Below are 17,464 nucleotides of genomic sequence, written 5' to 3' on the forward strand. Positions count from 1 at the left end.
GTTTGATTTGAAAATACTGTTGGGGCTGATCGGGGTGGTCATAGCTGCCGTATTATGCGGCAGCATCTGGCGCGTGCGCGTGGTCGAACGGCTGCGCGACACGGTGTTGACCGATGACCTGCCCAGCGCCGCCGTGCCGTCCTTACCCCCGATCATAGAGGCCTTTGCCGCAAAGGCGGGGTCTGTCCGTGGTGATCTGGCAAGTCAGATTGCGATGTCACAATCCGCCGAGATACGACGCGGGAAGGGCGCGGATTTTATGATGTTGACGGCGGACCATCTGGCATCGGTAGGGCACACCGCATTTGTCTGGAACGCGCGGGTGCCGATCGGCCCGTTTTCAGCGGTTCGTGTGATCGACAGCTTCACGGCGGGCACCGGATCGTTGCAGGTTTGGCTGCTGGGCGCGCTGCGGGTGGGTAACGCAACAGGGCCTTGGCTGAACAAAGGCGAAGCCATGCGCTATTTGGCCGAACTTCCCTGGTTCCCTGATGCAATTCTGGGCAACCCCGCCTTGCGGTGGCAGGTGGTCTATGCCGACCGGGTGCGTGTTTCCACCAGTGTCGGCAATGAAGACGTCGCAGTTGAGTTTCTGTTCAACGCGGCCGGGGACATCGTTGAAATGCATGCCAAGGACCGCCCGGATGATGTGGGGGGAACGACTGTTCTGCGGGACTGGCGCGGGTACTATCGCGACTATGGAGAGATTAACGGACGGCGCATCCCCCTTTCGGCAGAGGTTGGGTATGACTACCCCGACGGGTACGAGGCGTATTTCTTTGCCACCGTCACCGACTACACGCTGACGCACCGCGATTGACGGCTTCCCCTTTGCCGCGAAGCTGGGATAGTTTCACCGGATGAACAGCACCCCTCGATTCATCCATCTTCGCCTTCACACCGAATACTCGCTTCTTGAAGGCGCGGTTCGGGTCAAGAAACTTGCCGGAATGTGCGAAGCGGCGGGAATGCCCGCAGTGGCCGTGACGGACACCAACAACATGTTCGCCGCATTGGAATTTTCGGTCGCGGCCGAGGGTGCGGGTATTCAGCCTATCGTGGGCTGTCAGGTTGATGTGGCATACGATCAGGCTGCGCCGGGTGAAAAACCACGTGCGCCTGCGCCGGTCGTTTTGTTGGCGCAGAACGAAACCGGCTATGAAAACCTGATGAAGCTGAATTCGTGCCTGTACCTTGATAACGGGGGCGAACTGCCGAAGGTTTCGTTGGACGAGTTGCAGCAATACTCCGACGGTCTAATCTGTTTGTCCGGCGGGCCAGAGGGGCCGGTGGGCAAGTTTCTGGAAGCAGGTCAAAGACCAAAGGCCGAGGCGTTGATGACCCGCCTTGCCGCGACCTATCCCAACCGTCTGTATGTTGAGCTTCAGCGCCATCCGGGCGAAGGCGGGCAAGTCACGGCCGCAGAACGCGCGACAGAGCGTGGGCACGTGGAAATGGCCTATGCGATGGATCTGCCGCTGGTTGCGACCAACGATGTCTATTTTCCCAAGTCGGATATGTACGAAGCGCACGATGCGCTGATCTGTATTTCCGAAGGGGCCTATGTTGACCAACAACAAGACCGCCGCCGGCTGACCGCACAGCACTATTTCAAAACGCCCGAAGAAATGGCGACACTGTTCGCCGACCTTCCCGAGGCGTTGGAAAACACCGTTGAAATTGCCCGCCGCTGCGCCGTGAAATCGGTGCGGCGCGATCCGATCCTACCCAAGTTTGCCGATAACGAGATCGAAGAACTGCGTCGCCAAGCCAAAGAAGGCCTGAAAGCGCGGCTAGAGGTGATCCCCCACGCCGCACCAGTTGAAGAATACGAAGCCCGTCTGGATTTTGAGATGGGTATCATCGAAGGGATGGGATTCCCCGGTTACTTCCTGATCGTTGCCGACTTTATCAAATGGGCCAAGGATCACGACATTCCGGTCGGCCCCGGCCGTGGTTCGGGTGCGGGCAGTCTGGTGGCCTATGCCCTGACGATTACCGACCTTGACCCGCTGCGGTACAGCCTTCTGTTCGAACGGTTCCTGAACCCCGAACGGGTTTCGATGCCTGACTTCGATATCGACTTTTGCATGGACCGCCGGGAAGAGGTGATCCGTTATGTGCAAGAAAAATACGGCCGCGATAAGGTGGGGCAGATCATCACGTTTGGTGCGCTGTTGTCTAAAGCCGCGGTGCGCGATGTGGGCCGGGTTTTGCAGATGCCTTACGGGCAGGTTGACCGCCTTTCCAAGCTGATCCCGGTGGAAGGGGTGAAACCCGTTTCCATCACCCAAGCGTTGAACGACGAACCCCGCCTGCGCGAAGAGGCAAGGAACGAAGAGGTCGTGGACCGCCTGCTGACCTATGGCCAACAGGTCGAAGGACTGCTGCGTAACGCATCCACCCACGCGGCGGGTGTGGTGATCGGCGACCGGCCACTGGATGCGCTGGTGCCATTGTATCAGGATCCGCGGTCCGACATGCCAGCGACCCAGTTCAACATGAAATGGGTGGAACAGGCCGGGCTGGTAAAGTTCGACTTTCTGGGCCTGAAAACGCTGACGGTTATTCAGGGCGCGCTGAACCTGTTGAAACAGCGCGATATCGAATTTGATATCGGCCTGATCCCGCTGGACGACAAAAAGACCTACGACCTGTACGCCAGCGCTAAAACGGTTGCGGTGTTCCAGGTTGAAAGTTCGGGCATGATGGACGCGCTGCGCCAGATGAAGCCCACCTGTATCGAAGATATCGTTGCGCTTGTGGCGCTGTATCGCCCCGGCCCGATGGAAAACATCCCGACCTATTGTCAGGTGAAGAACGGCCAGAAAGAGCGTGAATCCGTTCACCCGCTGATTGACCATATCCTTGAGGAAACCCAAGGCATCATCGTCTATCAGGAACAGGTGATGCAGATCGCGCAGGTCATGGCGGGCTATTCGCTTGGCGGCGCTGACCTGCTGCGCCGCGCGATGGGTAAGAAGATCAAAGAGGCGATGGACGCCGAGCGCCCGAAATTCGAAAAAGGCGCGGGCGAAAACGGGGTTCCGGCCAAGAAAGCGTCCGAAGTTTTCGATCTTCTTGAAAAATTCGCCAACTACGGCTTCAACAAATCCCACGCGGCGGCCTATGCGGTGGTCAGCTATCAAACCGGGTATCTGAAGGCGAACTATCCGGTGGAATTCATGGCCTCGGTCATGAATTGCGATATCCATCTGACCGACAAGCTGAACACCTATGCCGAAGAGGTGCGCCGCGGGCTGGATATCGAAATTATCCCACCTTGCGTGAACCGTTCGGGCGCGGTGTTCGGGGTGAAGGACCAAAAGCTGGTCTATGGTCTTGGCGCGCTGAAAAACGTCGGCGCCGACGCGATGCGCCTGATCGAAGAGGGGCGCGGCGATAAACCCTTTGCCACGCTGTTTGATTTTGCCCGCCGGGTTGATCTGAAACGCATCGGCAAACGCCCGATGGAGATGCTGGCCCGCGCCGGTGCCTTCGATCAGCTTGACCCGAACCGCCGTCGGGTGTTCGACAGCCTTGACCCGCTGGTGAATTATTCCGCCGCGATCCATGAACAGCGTGCCTCGAACCAGGTGTCCCTGTTTGGCGAGGCGGGCGACGATTTGCCCGAACCGCGCCTTTCCCCGGTCGGCGATTGGCTGCCTAACGAACGCTTGGCCGAAGAACACAAGGCAATCGGTTTCTACCTGTCTGGCCATCCGTTGGATGACTACATGGCGGCGCTAAAGCGCAAAAAGGTGATGACGTTAGTTGAAGTCACCGAAGCCGCCCGATCTGGCCCCACGATTGCAAAGATGGCCGGGGCGGTCGCTGGGAAACAGGAACGCAAATCCGCCAAGGGCAACAGATTTGCCTTTGCTCAGCTGTCGGACCCGACCGGGCTTTACGAGGTTACGCTGTTTTCCGACGTGCTAGAGTCTTCGCGCGATCATCTGGAAACCGGGGCCAACGTCGTGCTGTCGGTTGAGGCGACGATGGAAAGCGAACAGTTGAAGCTGTTGGCCCGCGGGGTTCAGCCGATTGACAATGTCGTGGCTGACGCGGGTTCGATGGGTTTGAAAGTGTTCATCGATGATGGCTCTGCCGTGGCTGCCGTTGCGGGCGTACTTGAGCGTGCGAAAAACGAAAGCGGCATGCGCGGGCGCGGCCCGGTTCAGTTCTGTCTGATGGCACCTGACCTGCCGGGCGAGGTTGAGATCGCCTTAGCCGAGGATTTTCCCGTGAACCCGCAGATCAAGGGCGCAATCAAATCGCTGCCCGGCGTCATGATGGTCGAAGAGGTTTAGCAAACTCCACTTGTCTTTTCCCGATTTCAGGCGCTTCCATTAACGGTAAATCGTCAGTGAAAGGCTGAGTCGTCCGGTGGAAGAGTTTCTGTTTTTCGTTCTGGTCGGTTTTATCGCCCAGCTGTCAGATGGCGCGCTGGGCATGGGATTTGGAGTGATCTCGTCTTCCATGCTGTTGGCGCAAGGAACGCCTCCGGCTTTGGTGTCTGCGACGGTGAATGCAGCAAAGATCCCGAATGGGTCGGTTGCGGCGTTCTCGCATCATCTGAACGGGAATATCGATTGGCGGCTTGCGCGCAAGCTGGCCATTTTCGGTGCGATTGGCGGCGTGGTAGGCGCGCTGCTTTTGTCCAACCTGAAGGGGCGTTTTTTGCACCTGATGATCGGCATCTACCTTGTGCTGATCGGCGCGTTGATCATCCGCCGTGCGCTTAGGGGTATTACACCCAGAAAACTTAAGGGCCGGGCCTTGAACCTGGTTGGTGGGGCAGGCGGCCTGATCGAAGGTATCGGCGGAAGCTGGGGGCCGATTGTTGCGCCCGCGTTGCTGGGCGGGGGGGTGTTGCCACGCAAAGCCATCGGCAGTTCCGCGTTCGGGGAATTCATCGTGTCAATTGCCGTGGTTTGCGTGCTGACAGCCACGTTTTTCGGCGGCCTATGGGGCGACAAAAGCGACATTGCTGGCGCGGTGGCCCCAATTGCGGGGCTTATCGTCGGTGGTATCCCCGCAGCATTCATCGGCGGGTATTTGGCGCGACGCGTTCCCAAAAAGCCACTGTCCGTGGCGATCGGTATTCTGGCGTTTTCGATTGGCGTTCAGCGATTGGTTATCGCCTTTTAAGGCCTACCAATGCGGTGGTTTCTGATCGGCAAGCGGGACGGTTCCGCCTGCGTCATATTCCCGCTCTGCCTCGCGTTCCATCAACATACGCACGCGGTTCGTTAGCAACGCAATCTCATTCGCTTGCGTGGCAACGATGTCTGAAAGGTCGTCTACCGCAGCAGTAAGATGCGCGATGCGTTCTTCCATTTTGGTTGTGCTGTCGTCGCTCATTGGCCACTCCGGTGCGTGAAGGTGTTACATTCATTTCATATCGGTAAGGGGCGGTCCACCTTGCCCCTTGCCCCCCCATCCGCTATGCCCCGCGCGAACCCATTTCAAGGGACGATTGAACGATGGCCAAGGATAAGAAACCCCGGCGCCCCAAGGCAGAGACGCCAAAAGGCTTCCGCGACTATTTCGGTATGGACGTGATCGAGCGTAAGGCGATGCTCGATACGATTGCCGAAGTATACCATCGTTACGGGTTTGACCCGCTGGAAACTTCGGCCGTTGAAACGGTCGAGGCGTTGGGAAAATACCTTCCGGATGTAGATCGCCCCAATGCAGGCGTCTTTGCTTGGCAAGAAGAAGACGGCGATTGGCTGGCCCTGCGGTATGACATGACGGCACCGTTGGCGCGTGTCGCGGCGCAGTTCCGCAATGACCTGCCCAGCCCATACCGCCGGTTCACGATGGGCCCGGTTTGGCGCAACGAAAAGCCCGGCCCGGGCCGGTTCCGTCAGTTTTATCAGTGCGATGCCGATACGGTTGGCAGTGGCTCGGTCGCTGCTGACGCGGAAATCTGCGCTATGCTGTCTGATACGTTGGAGGCCGTGGGCATTCCGCGCGGCGATTACATCGTGCGCGTGAATAACCGTAAGGTTCTGAACGGCGTGATGGAGGTTGCAGGCGTTCTGGACCCATCCGACCCCGAAAAATTCGAACACGAACGCGGCATTGTTCTGCGTGCGATCGACAAACTTGACCGCCTTGGCCCGCAGGGTGTGCGCGCATTGCTGGGCGAAGGTCGCAAGGACGAAAGCGGTGATTTCACCGATGGTGCTGGGCTAAGCGAAGCACAGGCCGATATCGTTATGGGCTTCATGGAAGCCAAGCGTGACACAGGCGCCGAAACCTGCGCCCGTCTGCGTGAACTGGTCGAAGGATCGGTTGTGGGTGGCGAAGGCGTGACTGAGCTTGAAACCATTGCCGAACTTCTGGACGCGCAGGGTTACAGCGCCGACCGGATCGAAATTGATCCTTCGGTCGTTCGCGGCCTCGGCTATTACACCGGCCCGGTTTACGAGGCTGAACTGACGTTCGAGATCAAGGATGAAAAAGGCCGTCCGCGTCAGTTTGGTTCTGTTGCTGGCGGTGGCCGCTATGACGATCTGGTCAAGCGTTTCACCGGGCAGGCCGTTCCGGCGACGGGTGTTTCCATTGGCGTTGACCGCCTGCTGGCCGCGCTGCGCGCCAAGGGGCGGAGCGGCGGCGTTGAACAGGGCCCCGTGGTTGTCACCGTGATGGATCGTGACCGCATGGCCGACTATCAAGCGATGGTGGGTGAACTACGTGCCGCTGGCATCCGGGCAGAGGTGTATTTGGGTAACCCCAAAAACTTCGGCAACCAGTTGAAATATGCGGACAAACGGAACTCTCCGGTCGCGATTATTCAGGGTGGCGATGAAAAGGATCGCGGCGTGGTGCAGGTGAAAGACCTGTATCTGGGTGCTAAGATCGCAGAAAGCGCCAGCCTTGAAGAATGGAAATCGCAGCCCGCGCAATACGAAGTGCCGCGCGACGATCTGATCGCCGCTGTGCGCAAGATCATTGATGGGGCGGAGGGCTGAACATGGCCTCTAAATCCGCGATCCGCGCAGAGGCGGCCCGCTTGTTTGATCGGTTCCAAGCCGCCGGAGCCCAACCGGTAGAGGCATCGGTTCTGCAATCTGCGGACACGTTGTTAGACCTATACGGCGAAGACATCCGTTCGCGCGCCTATGTCACCGCCGACCCGTTGCAGGGCGAAATGATGCTGCGCCCGGATTTCACGGTTCCGGTCGTTCAGATGCACATGTCCGATGGCGCCGAACCCGCGCGCTATACCTATATGGGCGAGGTGTTTCGTAAGCAGGAACATGACGATGGCCGCCCGTCCGAATATTTTCAGGTCGGGTACGAGGTGTTCGACCGCGAAGACCCCGAAGCTGCCGACGCCGAGGTGTTCGCGCTGTTTGCCGATGTGCTGTCACCGCTGGGCCTGCGTGCCGCGACAGGCGACATTGGCATTCTGTTGGCCGCGGTCGATGGGTTGAACACATCTGATCGCCGCAAAGCTGCGTTGAAGCGCCACCTGTGGCGCCCGCGCCGTTTCCGCACGTTGTTGGACCGGTTCGGCGGGCGCACGTCCATGCCGGAAACGCGGGCTCGGTTGTTGAAGACGGTTAAGAAGGTCGGTGTTGACGGCGTGCTTGATCAAGCCGGCGCTGAAATCGGGCTGCGGGATCGCAGCGAAGTTGCCAAACGCATCACCGCCTTGGAAGAAGACGCCGCAACGCCGCCAATCGCGGCGGGCGAGGTCGATATTCTGGACCACATTCTAAGCCTGCGCGAAAAATCGCCCAATGCGTTGGAAAACCTGCGCGATATCGCGGTGGACCTGCCTAATATAAGCGGTGCGGTTCAGCGGTTGGAACGCCGACTGGACGCGCTTTCGGCCAAGGGCGTCGATGTTTCCAAGTTGGATTTCGAAGCCAGCTATGGCCGCACCACGATGGAATATTACGACGGCTTCGTCTTCGGTTTCTACGCCGAGTCGCGCCCCGATCTGCCACCACTTGCATCCGGTGGGCGCTATGATGCGCTGACCCGCGTTCTGGGGCAGGGGCGTTCTATTCCGGCTGTGGGGGGCGTCATTCGCCCGGCGCAGGTGTTGACCCTGACGGAGGGCAAGCAATGACCCTGAAACTGGGTGTGCCGTCCAAGGGGCGGTTGATGGAAAAGACCTTCGACTGGTTCGCAGAGCGGGGCGTAACGCTGCGCCGCACGGGCAACGAACGCGAATACGCGGGCGCGGTTGACGGGCTGGATGGGGTTGAACTGGTGCTGCTATCGGCGGGTGAAATTCCGCGCGAATTGGCGGCGGGGCGCATCCAGCTTGGCGTTACGGGGTCGGACCTTGTGCGCGAAAAGATCGCCGACTGGGAAAACAAAATGCGCGAGCTGGAGCCGATGGGCTTTGGCCACGCGGACCTGATCATTGCGGTTCCTAAATGCTGGGCCGATGTTGAAACGCTGGACGATCTGGATGCGGCTGCGGCGGCGTTCCGGTCCGAACACGGTTTCCGCTTGCGGATTGCTACGAAATACCACCGTTTGGTGCGTGAATTCCTGCGCGAAGCAGGTGTTGCGGATTACCAGCTGGTCGATAGCCAAGGCGCGACCGAAGGCACGGTGAAAAACCTAACGGCCGAGGCCGTGGCCGACATCACCTCAACCGGGGACACGCTGCGCGCGAACCACCTGAAAATCCTGACAGATGGCAGCGTTCATAAAAGTCAGGCCACCCTGTTCCGCAGCCGCCGTGCAGACTGGACCGATGAGATGCGGGCAGATTTCATGGCGCTTGCGCGCAAGCTGGGCCTAGAAGACTAACGAACGCCGATTTCGGCAAGGGCCGCCATAAGGCTTGGTGGTAGGTCTTCGTTGCGCTTGCGCCCTTCGGGCAGGTCTTGGGGGCTGTCTTCGGGTTTTAGATAGCGCCAGCCCTGAAAGGGGCGGCGCGGTACGGCCTCTGTGCGGATCACGTTGGGTTCCAACACAATACCGCAGCGCCGGATGCCATCGTCGCCATGCACTTCGTCCAGACGCAAAACCCGCTGGCGGGCCAGAATCACCCCTTTGAAAACCCAATAAAGCGAACCACCGCTTAGAAGCTCATCAGATTTTTTCGGCCACATGCGTGTCACGTGCTGTGTCAACGCGTTGGGATTTAGGGCGCGGCGTTGCTGTTGCCAATGCTCCAAATCCTCAACCTTTTCGGCGCCAACGCAAAGTTTCACGAGGTTGATATGCTTCTGTTCGACCATGCGCTGCAAGATAGAGTTGGCGGCGGCGAAGTCCATGCTAATTGTTGCGCCCACCCACCTGAATGCGTATTGTGAAAAACCTTCCCGCCTGACCAAGGACACCGCCGTATGAGCCGCTTTTCCGCCCCGATCGCAGAACAAATCTGGGACATGAAATATCGTCTGAAAGAGGCTGACGGCACGCCCCTTGATGTAACAGTAGAGGATTCGTGGCGCCGCATCGCCCGCGCCTTGGCCGAGGTGGAGCAAGAACCCAAACATTGGGAAGAAAAATTCTTCGACGCGCTGGAGGATTTCAAATACCTGCCGGCGGGCCGGATCACTGCGGGTGCTGGCACGGCGCGTTCCGTGACCCTGTTCAACTGCTTTGTCATGGGCACGGTCCCTGACAGTATGGGCGGCATTTTCGATATGCTGAAAGAGGCCGCACTGACCATGCAGCAGGGCGGTGGTATCGGCTATGATTTCAGCACGATCCGCCCCAAGGGCGCGGGTGTGAAGGGCGTGGCGGCCGATGCCTCTGGCCCGCTGTCATTCATGGATGTGTGGGACGCCATGTGTCGCACGATCATGAGCGCAGGCAGCCGCCGTGGCGCGATGATGGCCACGATGCGCTGTGACCACCCCGATATCGAAGATTTCATCACGGCCAAGGAAGACCCGGCGCGCCTGCGAAACTTTAACGTGTCCGTCCTTGTGACTGATCCGTTCATGGAGGCCGTAAAGGCCGACGGCAGCTGGGATTTGGTGTTCGACGGCACGATCTATCACACAGTTCAGGCGCGTGATCTGTGGAACAAGATCATGAACGGTACCTACAGCTATGCCGAGCCGGGCGTGATTTTCATCGACCGCATCAACCAGATGAACAACCTGTCTTATTGCGAAACCATCGCAGCGACGAACCCGTGCGGCGAACAGCCCCTGCCGCCCTATGGCGCGTGCCTTTTGGGTTCCATCAACCTTGCACGCCTGGTGAAAAACCCGTTCGACGCGATTTCGGAACTGGACGAAGCAGAACTGGACGATCTGGTCGCGACTGCGGTTCGGATGATGGACAACGTCGTCGATGCCTCGCGCTTCCCACTGCCCGCACAAGCCGAAGAGGCGAAGAACAAGCGCCGCATTGGCCTTGGCGTAACGGGGCTTGCCGATGCTTTGCTGATGGTCGGCTTGCGCTATGGTTCAGAGGAGGCGGCGCGTCAGACCGAGCGTTGGCTGCACCGGATCGCGCGCGCCGCGTATCTGGCGTCGGTGGACTTGGCGAAGGAAAAGGGCGCGTTCCCCTTGTTCGATGCCGACAAATACTTGGCCACAGGGCACATGTTGCAAATGGACGATGACGTGCGCGATGCGATCCGTGAACACGGCATCCGCAATGCGTTGCTGACCTCTATCGCGCCTACGGGCACGATCTCTCTCTATGCTGGCAACGTCTCGTCCGGGATCGAGCCTGTGTTCGCCTATGCCTATACCCGCAAAGTCCTGCAAAAGGATGGCACCCGCACTGAAGAAGAGGTTGTGGATTACGCCGTTCAGATGTGGCGCGAAAAGAACGGCGATGCCGAACTGCCCGACTATTTTGTGAACGCACAAACACTGGCCCCGCTGGATCACGTGCGTATGCAGGCGGCGGCGCAGAAATGGATCGACAGTTCGATCTCCAAAACCATCAACTGCCCCGAAGACATCAGCTTTGACGCGTTCAAAGACGTCTACATGGAGGCGTACGAGACCGGCTGTAAAGGCTGCACCACATATCGCCCGAATGACGTGACGGGCAGCGTGCTGAGCGTTTCGGAGAACGATGAAGAGACATTCGCCGGCAGATTGAGGCTAGCACGCAAAGGAACGGGTCTGACGCAGGAAGAGCTTGCTCGGAAACTCGGGATAACCAAATCGGCAATTTCCAACGCAGAGAACGGTATCGCGCAGAGCATGAGGAATCTTGCGAAATTGGCGGAGGTTCTAGGCGTCCAGCCGGGTTGGTTGCAGTTTGGGTCAACTGCTCCTGAAGTCATGGCGAACTCGGGGTTGGAAAACACGATTCCTCACGGTGACGTGATCTATATGGCCGAACCGCTGGACCGCCCACAGGCCTTGGAAGGCAATACCTACAAGCTGAAATGGCCCGACAGCGAGCATGCGATCTACATCACGATCAACGACGTGGTGATCAACGGCCACCGCCGCCCATTCGAAGTGTTCATCAACTCCAAGAACATGGAGCATTTCGCCTGGACGGTTGCGTTGACGCGCATGATCTCGGCCGTGTTCCGTCGCGGGGGCGATGTGTCTTTCGTTGTGGAAGAGTTGAAAGCCGTTTTCGACCCGCGCGGTGGTGCTTGGATGCAGGGCAAATACATCCCTTCGATCCTCGCGGCGATCGGCGGTGTCATCGAACGCCACCTTGTGACCATCGGCTTTATCGAAGGCGAAGGCATGGGTCTGAAGACGGACCCACAGGCCGAAGCCATGGCCGTGGGGGAGCGCCCCAAAGGCAAAGCATGCCCAAGCTGCGGACAGTTCGACATGCGCATGGTCGAAGGATGCATGACCTGCATGAGCTGCGGCCACTCGAAGTGTGGTTAGGTGTTGATGTTCCCCGTTGTGGATGCCCCCATAGTCTTGCCATTTTGACCCTGAAAACTGCCATTCTGGTCTGATAAAACTGCCATCGTCCATTTTGGCTTGCTGGAACGCAATTTCTTTCCTAGCTCCAAGGGGCTTGGGTACTCAGAGTTGGCCACGATCAGAATGGCGCATTGGTATACGGCGGATACCCACTTTGGGCACGAAAACATCATTACGTTCTGCAACAGGCCCTTCGCTAATACTGACGACATGGATGCAACCATGCTCAAGAACCTCGCAGATCGTGTGGGGCCGGATGACGAACTGTGGATCATCGGCGACTTCGCCTTTGGTCGAAAAGCAAAAGTGTAGATATGTACGGACTCTCGGGACACTTCCTGTAAATTACCCAATCTTGGGTGGAGGAAGTTTTCATGACGAACGAAGATCGGGACATTCAACGCAAGCTTAGAGTGCTTCAACATGCCGAGAAGATCGGCAACGTACGCAAAACTTGCCGATATTTTGGGGTTGGGAGATCGAGCTTCTATAGATGGCGGGACGCATACCAGAAGCATGGTGAAGCCGGTCTTAAGAACGCCAAATCTGTTCCGAAGAACCCTGCCAATCAGACACCTGCCCAGATTGTCGAGAAGGTCCTGTATCTTCGCCGCAAATATCACCTGGGGCCTATCCGGATCGTCTGGTATTTAGCGCGATATCACGACATCAAGATCTCTGACGCCGGGGTCTATCGCATTCTCAGACGCAACGGCCTCAACCGGCTGCCCAGAGGCACGCGCATGCGGAAGTTGCACACCAAGCGTTATCAGAAGCAGGTTCCTGGTCATCATATCCAGGTAGACGTCAAGTTCCTGACGTTTAAGGGGAAACGCGGCGAAAAGGTGCGCCGCTTCCAGTACACGGCAATTGACGATGCGACGCGTGTAAGAGCGCTAAAGATCTACGACAAGCACACGCAGGCAAACGCGATCAACTTCATTGATCATATCATTGAGAAGTTCCCGTTCCGCATTCGCGAAGTTCGTACTGACAATGGCCATGAGTTCCAAGCCAAGTTCCATTGGCATGTCGAGGACAAAGGCATTCGACACTCCTACATCAAGCGGGGCACGCTACAGCTCAATGGCAAAGTTGAGCGATCCCACCGATCCGATCAGCAAGAATTCTATCAACTCCTCAGCTATAAAGGCGATGTCGATCTGGAGGCAAAACTGAACGAATGGGAGCGGTTCTATAACTTCGCAAGACCGCACGGCGCACACAATGGCCAGACCCCTTATGAAGCTCTCAGAGACAAGCTACAGTGATCGGATAAGTGTCCCGCCGGTCTGTCTAGGTTACTCACTGGCAGCCTGGATGACGATGAACGCAGGGCTGGTGATCAGATCATGGGCTTTCAGCACGCGATACACTGTAGATTCTGAGACAAAGTAGCGTTCCTGATCCGTGAACGTCACTGCCAGTTCGCGCGGCGACAGTTCCGTTTCCTGCAACGCCAGTTTCACAACCTTGCGCTTCACGTCATCAGGCACGCGGTTCCAAACGTGCTTTGGCTTGGGGGATTGATCCTGCAATCCAGCCTCACCGCTCTGCAGACACCGATCATACCAGCGATAGAACGTCGTGCGCGGAATACCCAGCTTGGCCAGTGTACGGCGCGCCGACAGGTGGCTGTCTTCGACCAACCTGATGATCTCCAGCTTCTCTTCTGCAGGATACCTCATTCGCCGTCGTCCCCACCGTCGTACATGCTTTTTTTGAGAAGACGCAGTTCGAGCGTCTGTTCGGCAACCACCTCTTTGAGGTCCTTTGCCTCCCGGCGCAGTTCTTTCACCTCATCGGTGCGTATTCTCACCTGACTGACACGGCGTTCTCAGTAACGCTGCCGCGCAATCCTAGTAAGACTGCCGTCTGTTAATTGGAGGTGATTGACGGGAGAAGGCGAGAAGCGCGAAGACCTCATCTATCGCAGCGGTTCTCGCCTTCGGGCAACAATCGCCCAGCTCTGAGGGCGGAAAGCGGAACTACGCTGCGAGTGCAAGCGTGACCTTTAGAAAACGGACAATGAGCTTGTCGTTTTAATTGCAGGCCAGCTGCGTTTTCGGATTGGTGAGATTTGCGCCTTCTCCGGGGTGTTATGGCTTCACTAGGAAGTCTATTTCCTACCGTCACCAGGGGTTTTGCCAGAAGGCAGCTTAATCGCTTTGCAATTTTGTCTCATGTTCAGCTTCAGTGGGGCTCGGGTCAAAGTCGTTGGATGGAGAAAGCCGCTCATTCGTATTATTGTTGGCTCCGGGTTATCAGCACGAGTTGATTGGTATGGACCGGTTTCAAAGTCTTAAAACCTGGAAGGTTTGGTGCGTTACGACAGTAGTGACGTGCTTGGGGACGGTATTGGTAGGCGATGCGAACGTCAGTCCACAGGCCTATTTCGTCGATACATCAATATTGGCTGCACCGAATGCCGACGAAGTCATCATCGATGTGCCAAGCGCCTTTCATTGGTCAAGATATCAGCAAGGCAAGCTCGGGGAGTTTACCTATACGATTTACCCGGATGGCTCTGCCAAGGTCATGTCCGGGACCGATAGACTTATAGAAGAGGCGCGGATTGAGTGCGTCGCGGCTTTGATGTGCTCTGTCGAGATGGCTGACAGCACTAATTTTACTGTGCCCGTCGAACGAGGGCTTCGTCCCGCCCTGCCAGATGCGTTCGACGAGCGAAGTGCCGCGACATATGTGGCGCAGTGGATTTTGATGGGCACGGCACCTGAGATTGTCGCTGTGCCACCGGAAGCCGCGCCAGAGCAGCCCGAAAATGAACCGCTTGAAACCGGAATCTCGAATGGCGATGGAAACATCGTGCAGCCTGCAATCGAACCTCCCATCGAGCTTACGCAAGCTTCCAATAACACGGTTGATAACACTAACGACCCAGACGCTGTCGGTGAAGATGAAGGTAACTCTGCAAGTCTTGACGGGACGCTAAATGACGCACCGCAAGAACCCGTAAAAGACGTCGCCGTGGCTCAATCTGACGAAGGCGACGACCGCCCATCCGAGATCGAATGCGACGAGGTCGACCCGTTCTTCCCCGAATTGTGCACCGGCCCCAGGCCGCTGCGGCCTGAGGTCTCGGATCCTTCCACGCCACCAGCTGTCGTGCCCCGCAGGGAACCGACGGGCGCTATGCCCCAATCGACTGCGGCAATCGTGGAAGAGCCCGAGGCTGCGCCCGCATCGGCCGACGAAGGCTGGAGCCTGTCAGATCTGAACTGCTCCGTAACAGCAAGTGCGAGCCTTGCGGGCCTTGACGGCGGCAATGCAAAGCCGCGTGTCAGCCTGGGCTGCGGCACCCGGATCACCGATCGCCTGTCGTTCCGCGGGGCATTGATCGGCTATGCCATTCCCAGCCATCAAGAGGACTTTGATCCGGATTTCACCTACGCCTTCAACTACAAGGTCAACGATCGCATCAACCTCAGCTATAGTAACTATTCCGCCAGCTTTTCCGACAGCGATGGAGCCCTCGCCGGGCTTCTCGACGGAAACCTACGCGCGAGTTACAAGTTGCCAGACATTCCTTTGCCAAATGATCGCTCGCTTCCCTGTACGGCAAGCATCGGATTGCCAGACGTCGCGTCATCCAGCTTGAACCTGTCTTGTGGCTATTCCATCACGCCCGACTTGCGGGTGGGAGGCACCGCATATCTTTACCTTTTGGGCGAGCAGGACGAATTCAGCCCTGATTACAGCTATACCGCCAGCTACCGGATCAACGACGACTGGCGATTGTCCTACAACAATTACAGCAACAACCGCTTCCCGTGGAACCGCGGGGCGTCACCCGGGCCGGGTCTGCTGGGGGGCAGTATATCGTTGACTCATCAGATCGAATTTTAGCCGACAGCCAAACAGCCTAGTGCTTCAGAATGGCACTGAGTTCTGTAAGCTTTGCGCTGAACTTTTCGGCCGTCTCTCGAACGGTCATGTCTTCTTTTTCCGTCTCGCCCAGTTCGATCTTCTTCGCCCAATCGGCCATATCGGGAAACCCGAGCGCAAGTGCTGCACCCTTGAGCGAATGGGCCTGCGCATTTACCTCTGCAGCATCGCCGTTTTCATTGGCTGCGATGAGTTTCGCAATCCGGTTGCTGGAATCCAGCAGGAACTTTTCAGCAAAGTCGGACAAGCCATCGAGACCAAACATATCGACAAGGTGCTTGTGAACGTCCGGTGCCATCAGATCCATCAAGGACCGCGCATCACCGGTTTCCGGCTGGGCCTTTGCTTTTCGGGGCTTTGCCGACGTTCTCGCCTCCTGCAAGCCCGACTTCAGGCCGCCCGCCACGACATCTTCGATGGCGCTTTTGAGGTCTTGGAAAGGAATGGGTTTCGACAATATCCGGTCAATACCGACCTGCTCTGCCTCGTCTTCGATTGCGTCCATGACATGCGCCGTCAGCGCAAGGATCGGTGGTATCTGATCTTGCTCCCATTTGTCGCGGATACGGCGCGTTGCCTCTAGCCCGTCCATCACAGGCATCGCGATATCCATGAGGATCAGATCATATTTCCCCGGTGCAAATTTCTGAAGCGCGACACTTCCGTTCTCGGCCAAATCCGCGATCAGGCCCATGCGATCCGCATAGGTCAAAAGCAGTTTCTGGTTGATGGTGTTATCTTCCGCAATCAGAACGCGGGTGCCGTGAATGACCTCCGGGGGGAGCTTCGGGTCGGAGCTTGCACCATCAGATCCTGTGGCGTCAATCATATCGACGGTTTCGATCTCGATCTCGAACCAGAAGGTTGATCCCTCGCCAAGGGTGCTTTCGACAGAAATCTCTCCACCCACCCCATTGATGATGCGTTTGCAGATCGCGAGCCCCAGTCCAGCGCCCTGCGCCGCCGCGGTCAGGGGATTGGATATCTGCGTGAAATCCTTGAACAGGTTTGAAATGCCATCAGCGTCGATGCCAACGCCGAAGTCTTCAACTTCGAGACGCAGAATTGTATTGTCTGCATCGCCCTTTGTTGTGGCTTTGATAATGATCGGGCCGTCAAAAGAATAGCGAATGGCGTTGCTGACGAAATTTGAAACCACCTGCCGGATTCGCGTGGCATCCCCGAGAAATAGCTTGGGCACACTGTCGCTCACCTTGGTGACAATCTGACGGTCTGATCCTGTTTCGTGGGAGGTGGCAAGAATCTTGACGCTCTCGATCAGCGCTCGGATATCGACGTTTTCTTCTTCGAACAAAAAGACGCCAGCTTCCATTTTCGAGAAGTCCAGAACGTCGTTCACGATCTTACTTAGTCCGATACCGGCCGTCTTTGCGTAGTTTAGCAACTCGAGCTTCTCAGGCTCGCGTTCGTCCATTTCAAGAAGGTCGATCATCCCCAAAAGCCCGCCCAACGGCGTTCGGATTTCATGGCTCATGGTAGCAAGGAATCGGCTGCGCGCGGCAGAAGCAGCTTCCGTGCGTTCTAACGCCAAACGCACTTCGGCTGTCCGCTCCAAAACTGCCTGCTCTAGATCAGTCGAATACTTCTCCAGCTTCTGATTGGCCAAGAACAAGTCGCGACTTTTCGCTTCCAGCAAGGCTTCCGCCTCAGCGCGGGCAGCCTTCTCTCGTTCGTATCTTCTC

12 protein-coding genes and 1 pseudogene are annotated in these 17,464 nt (G+C 57.4%); 9 read left to right on the forward strand and 4 right to left on the reverse strand.

Features of this window, described 5'->3' with window-relative positions; all coding sequences use genetic code 11:
* Window positions 1-7: 7 nt before the first annotated feature.
* From COL8621_RS01840 to COL8621_RS01850, 3 genes are all read left to right on the forward strand, one after another.
* The gene (locus COL8621_RS01840; protein WP_141137801.1) at window positions 8-820 is read left to right on the forward strand and encodes a DUF6544 family protein; all 813 of its coding nucleotides are present in this window, start codon (window positions 8-10) and stop codon (window positions 818-820) included.
* Between the two features lie 40 nt (window positions 821-860).
* Window positions 861-4,310, forward strand: a complete 3,450-nt coding sequence (gene dnaE, locus COL8621_RS01845) for a DNA polymerase III subunit alpha (RefSeq protein WP_093965634.1) — start codon at window positions 861-863, stop codon at window positions 4,308-4,310.
* A 76-nt stretch (window positions 4,311-4,386) separates the two neighbouring features.
* Window positions 4,387-5,151 (forward strand): sulfite exporter TauE/SafE family protein, encoded by a 765-nt coding sequence (locus tag COL8621_RS01850; RefSeq protein ID WP_093965635.1) that lies wholly within the window; start codon window positions 4,387-4,389, stop codon window positions 5,149-5,151.
* Window positions 5,152-5,154: 3 nt separating this feature from the next.
* Here the strand turns inward: COL8621_RS01850 and COL8621_RS01855 are convergent, their stop codons facing one another.
* The gene (locus tag COL8621_RS01855; protein ID WP_093965636.1) at window positions 5,155-5,364 is read right to left on the reverse strand and encodes a SlyX family protein; all 210 of its coding nucleotides are present in this window, start codon (window positions 5,362-5,364) and stop codon (window positions 5,155-5,157) included.
* Between the two features lie 122 nt (window positions 5,365-5,486).
* Here COL8621_RS01855 and hisS point away from each other — a divergent pair, with 122 nt between their 5' ends.
* From hisS to hisG, 3 genes are read left to right on the forward strand one after another with little or no spacing between them, the layout of a single operon-like run.
* Window positions 5,487-6,983, forward strand: coding sequence for a histidine--tRNA ligase (hisS, locus tag COL8621_RS01860; protein ID WP_093965637.1), 1,497 nt, complete (start codon window positions 5,487-5,489; stop codon window positions 6,981-6,983).
* Between the two features lie 2 nt (window positions 6,984-6,985).
* Complete coding sequence (locus COL8621_RS01865; protein ID WP_093965638.1) at window positions 6,986-8,092, forward strand: ATP phosphoribosyltransferase regulatory subunit; 1,107 nt, start codon at window positions 6,986-6,988, stop codon at window positions 8,090-8,092.
* On the forward strand, window positions 8,089-8,787 hold the full coding sequence (hisG, locus tag COL8621_RS01870) for an ATP phosphoribosyltransferase (protein ID WP_093965639.1): 699 nt from the start codon (window positions 8,089-8,091) through the stop codon (window positions 8,785-8,787). Before COL8621_RS01865 ends, hisG begins: the two co-directional genes overlap by 4 nt.
* On the opposite strand, the gene COL8621_RS01875 is transcribed toward hisG, so the two are convergent.
* Window positions 8,784-9,257 carry a DUF1489 family protein gene (locus COL8621_RS01875; protein ID WP_235823690.1) on the reverse strand — a complete coding sequence of 158 codons (474 nt, stop codon included), beginning with the start codon at window positions 9,255-9,257 and terminating at the stop codon, window positions 8,784-8,786. The genes hisG and COL8621_RS01875 overlap by 4 nt on opposite strands.
* A 72-nt stretch (window positions 9,258-9,329) precedes the next feature.
* Here COL8621_RS01875 and COL8621_RS01880 point away from each other — a divergent pair, with 72 nt between their 5' ends.
* The gene (locus COL8621_RS01880; RefSeq protein ID WP_093965640.1) at window positions 9,330-11,813 is read left to right on the forward strand and encodes an adenosylcobalamin-dependent ribonucleoside-diphosphate reductase; all 2,484 of its coding nucleotides are present in this window, start codon (window positions 9,330-9,332) and stop codon (window positions 11,811-11,813) included.
* Between the two features lie 416 nt (window positions 11,814-12,229).
* Window positions 12,230-13,126: an IS481 family transposase gene (locus COL8621_RS01890; RefSeq protein ID WP_093965642.1), complete on the forward strand. Its 897-nt coding sequence runs from the start codon at window positions 12,230-12,232 to the stop codon at window positions 13,124-13,126.
* Between the two features lie 33 nt (window positions 13,127-13,159).
* Here the strand turns inward: COL8621_RS01890 and COL8621_RS01895 are convergent.
* Window positions 13,160-13,662: pseudogene (locus tag COL8621_RS01895) on the reverse strand (helix-turn-helix domain-containing protein); the annotation flags it as partial.
* Between the two features lie 410 nt (window positions 13,663-14,072).
* On the opposite strand from COL8621_RS01895, the gene COL8621_RS01900 reads away from it, so the two are divergent.
* Window positions 14,073-15,722, forward strand: a complete 1,650-nt coding sequence (locus COL8621_RS01900) for a hypothetical protein (protein ID WP_141137802.1) — start codon at window positions 14,073-14,075, stop codon at window positions 15,720-15,722.
* Window positions 15,723-15,738: 16 nt separating this feature from the next.
* Here COL8621_RS01900 and COL8621_RS01905 read toward each other — a convergent pair whose 3' ends face one another.
* Window positions 15,739-17,418, reverse strand: a complete 1,680-nt coding sequence (locus COL8621_RS01905; protein ID WP_235823691.1) for an ATP-binding protein — start codon at window positions 17,416-17,418, stop codon at window positions 15,739-15,741.
* Window positions 17,419-17,464: the final 46 nt, after the last annotated feature.

Origin of the sequence: Actibacterium lipolyticum, from assembly GCF_900184935.1 — a bacterium.
Lineage (GTDB): Bacteria > Pseudomonadota > Alphaproteobacteria > Rhodobacterales > Rhodobacteraceae > Actibacterium_A > Actibacterium_A lipolyticum.

Coding starts and splice junctions, on each gene's coding strand:
- dnaE (WP_093965634.1), top strand. CDS start 861: ATGAACAGCACCCCTCGATTCATCCATCTTCGCCTTCACACCGAATAC.
- COL8621_RS01855 (WP_093965636.1), bottom strand. CDS start 5,364: ATGAGCGACGACAGCACAACCAAAATGGAAGAACGCATCGCGCATCTT.
- hisS (WP_093965637.1), top strand. CDS start 5,487: ATGGCCAAGGATAAGAAACCCCGGCGCCCCAAGGCAGAGACGCCAAAA.
- COL8621_RS01865 (WP_093965638.1), top strand. CDS start 6,986: ATGGCCTCTAAATCCGCGATCCGCGCAGAGGCGGCCCGCTTGTTTGAT.
- hisG (WP_093965639.1), top strand. CDS start 8,089: ATGACCCTGAAACTGGGTGTGCCGTCCAAGGGGCGGTTGATGGAAAAG.
- COL8621_RS01875 (WP_235823690.1), bottom strand. CDS start 9,257: ATGGACTTCGCCGCCGCCAACTCTATCTTGCAGCGCATGGTCGAACAG.
- COL8621_RS01880 (WP_093965640.1), top strand. CDS start 9,330: ATGAGCCGCTTTTCCGCCCCGATCGCAGAACAAATCTGGGACATGAAA.
- COL8621_RS01890 (WP_093965642.1), top strand. CDS start 12,230: ATGACGAACGAAGATCGGGACATTCAACGCAAGCTTAGAGTGCTTCAA.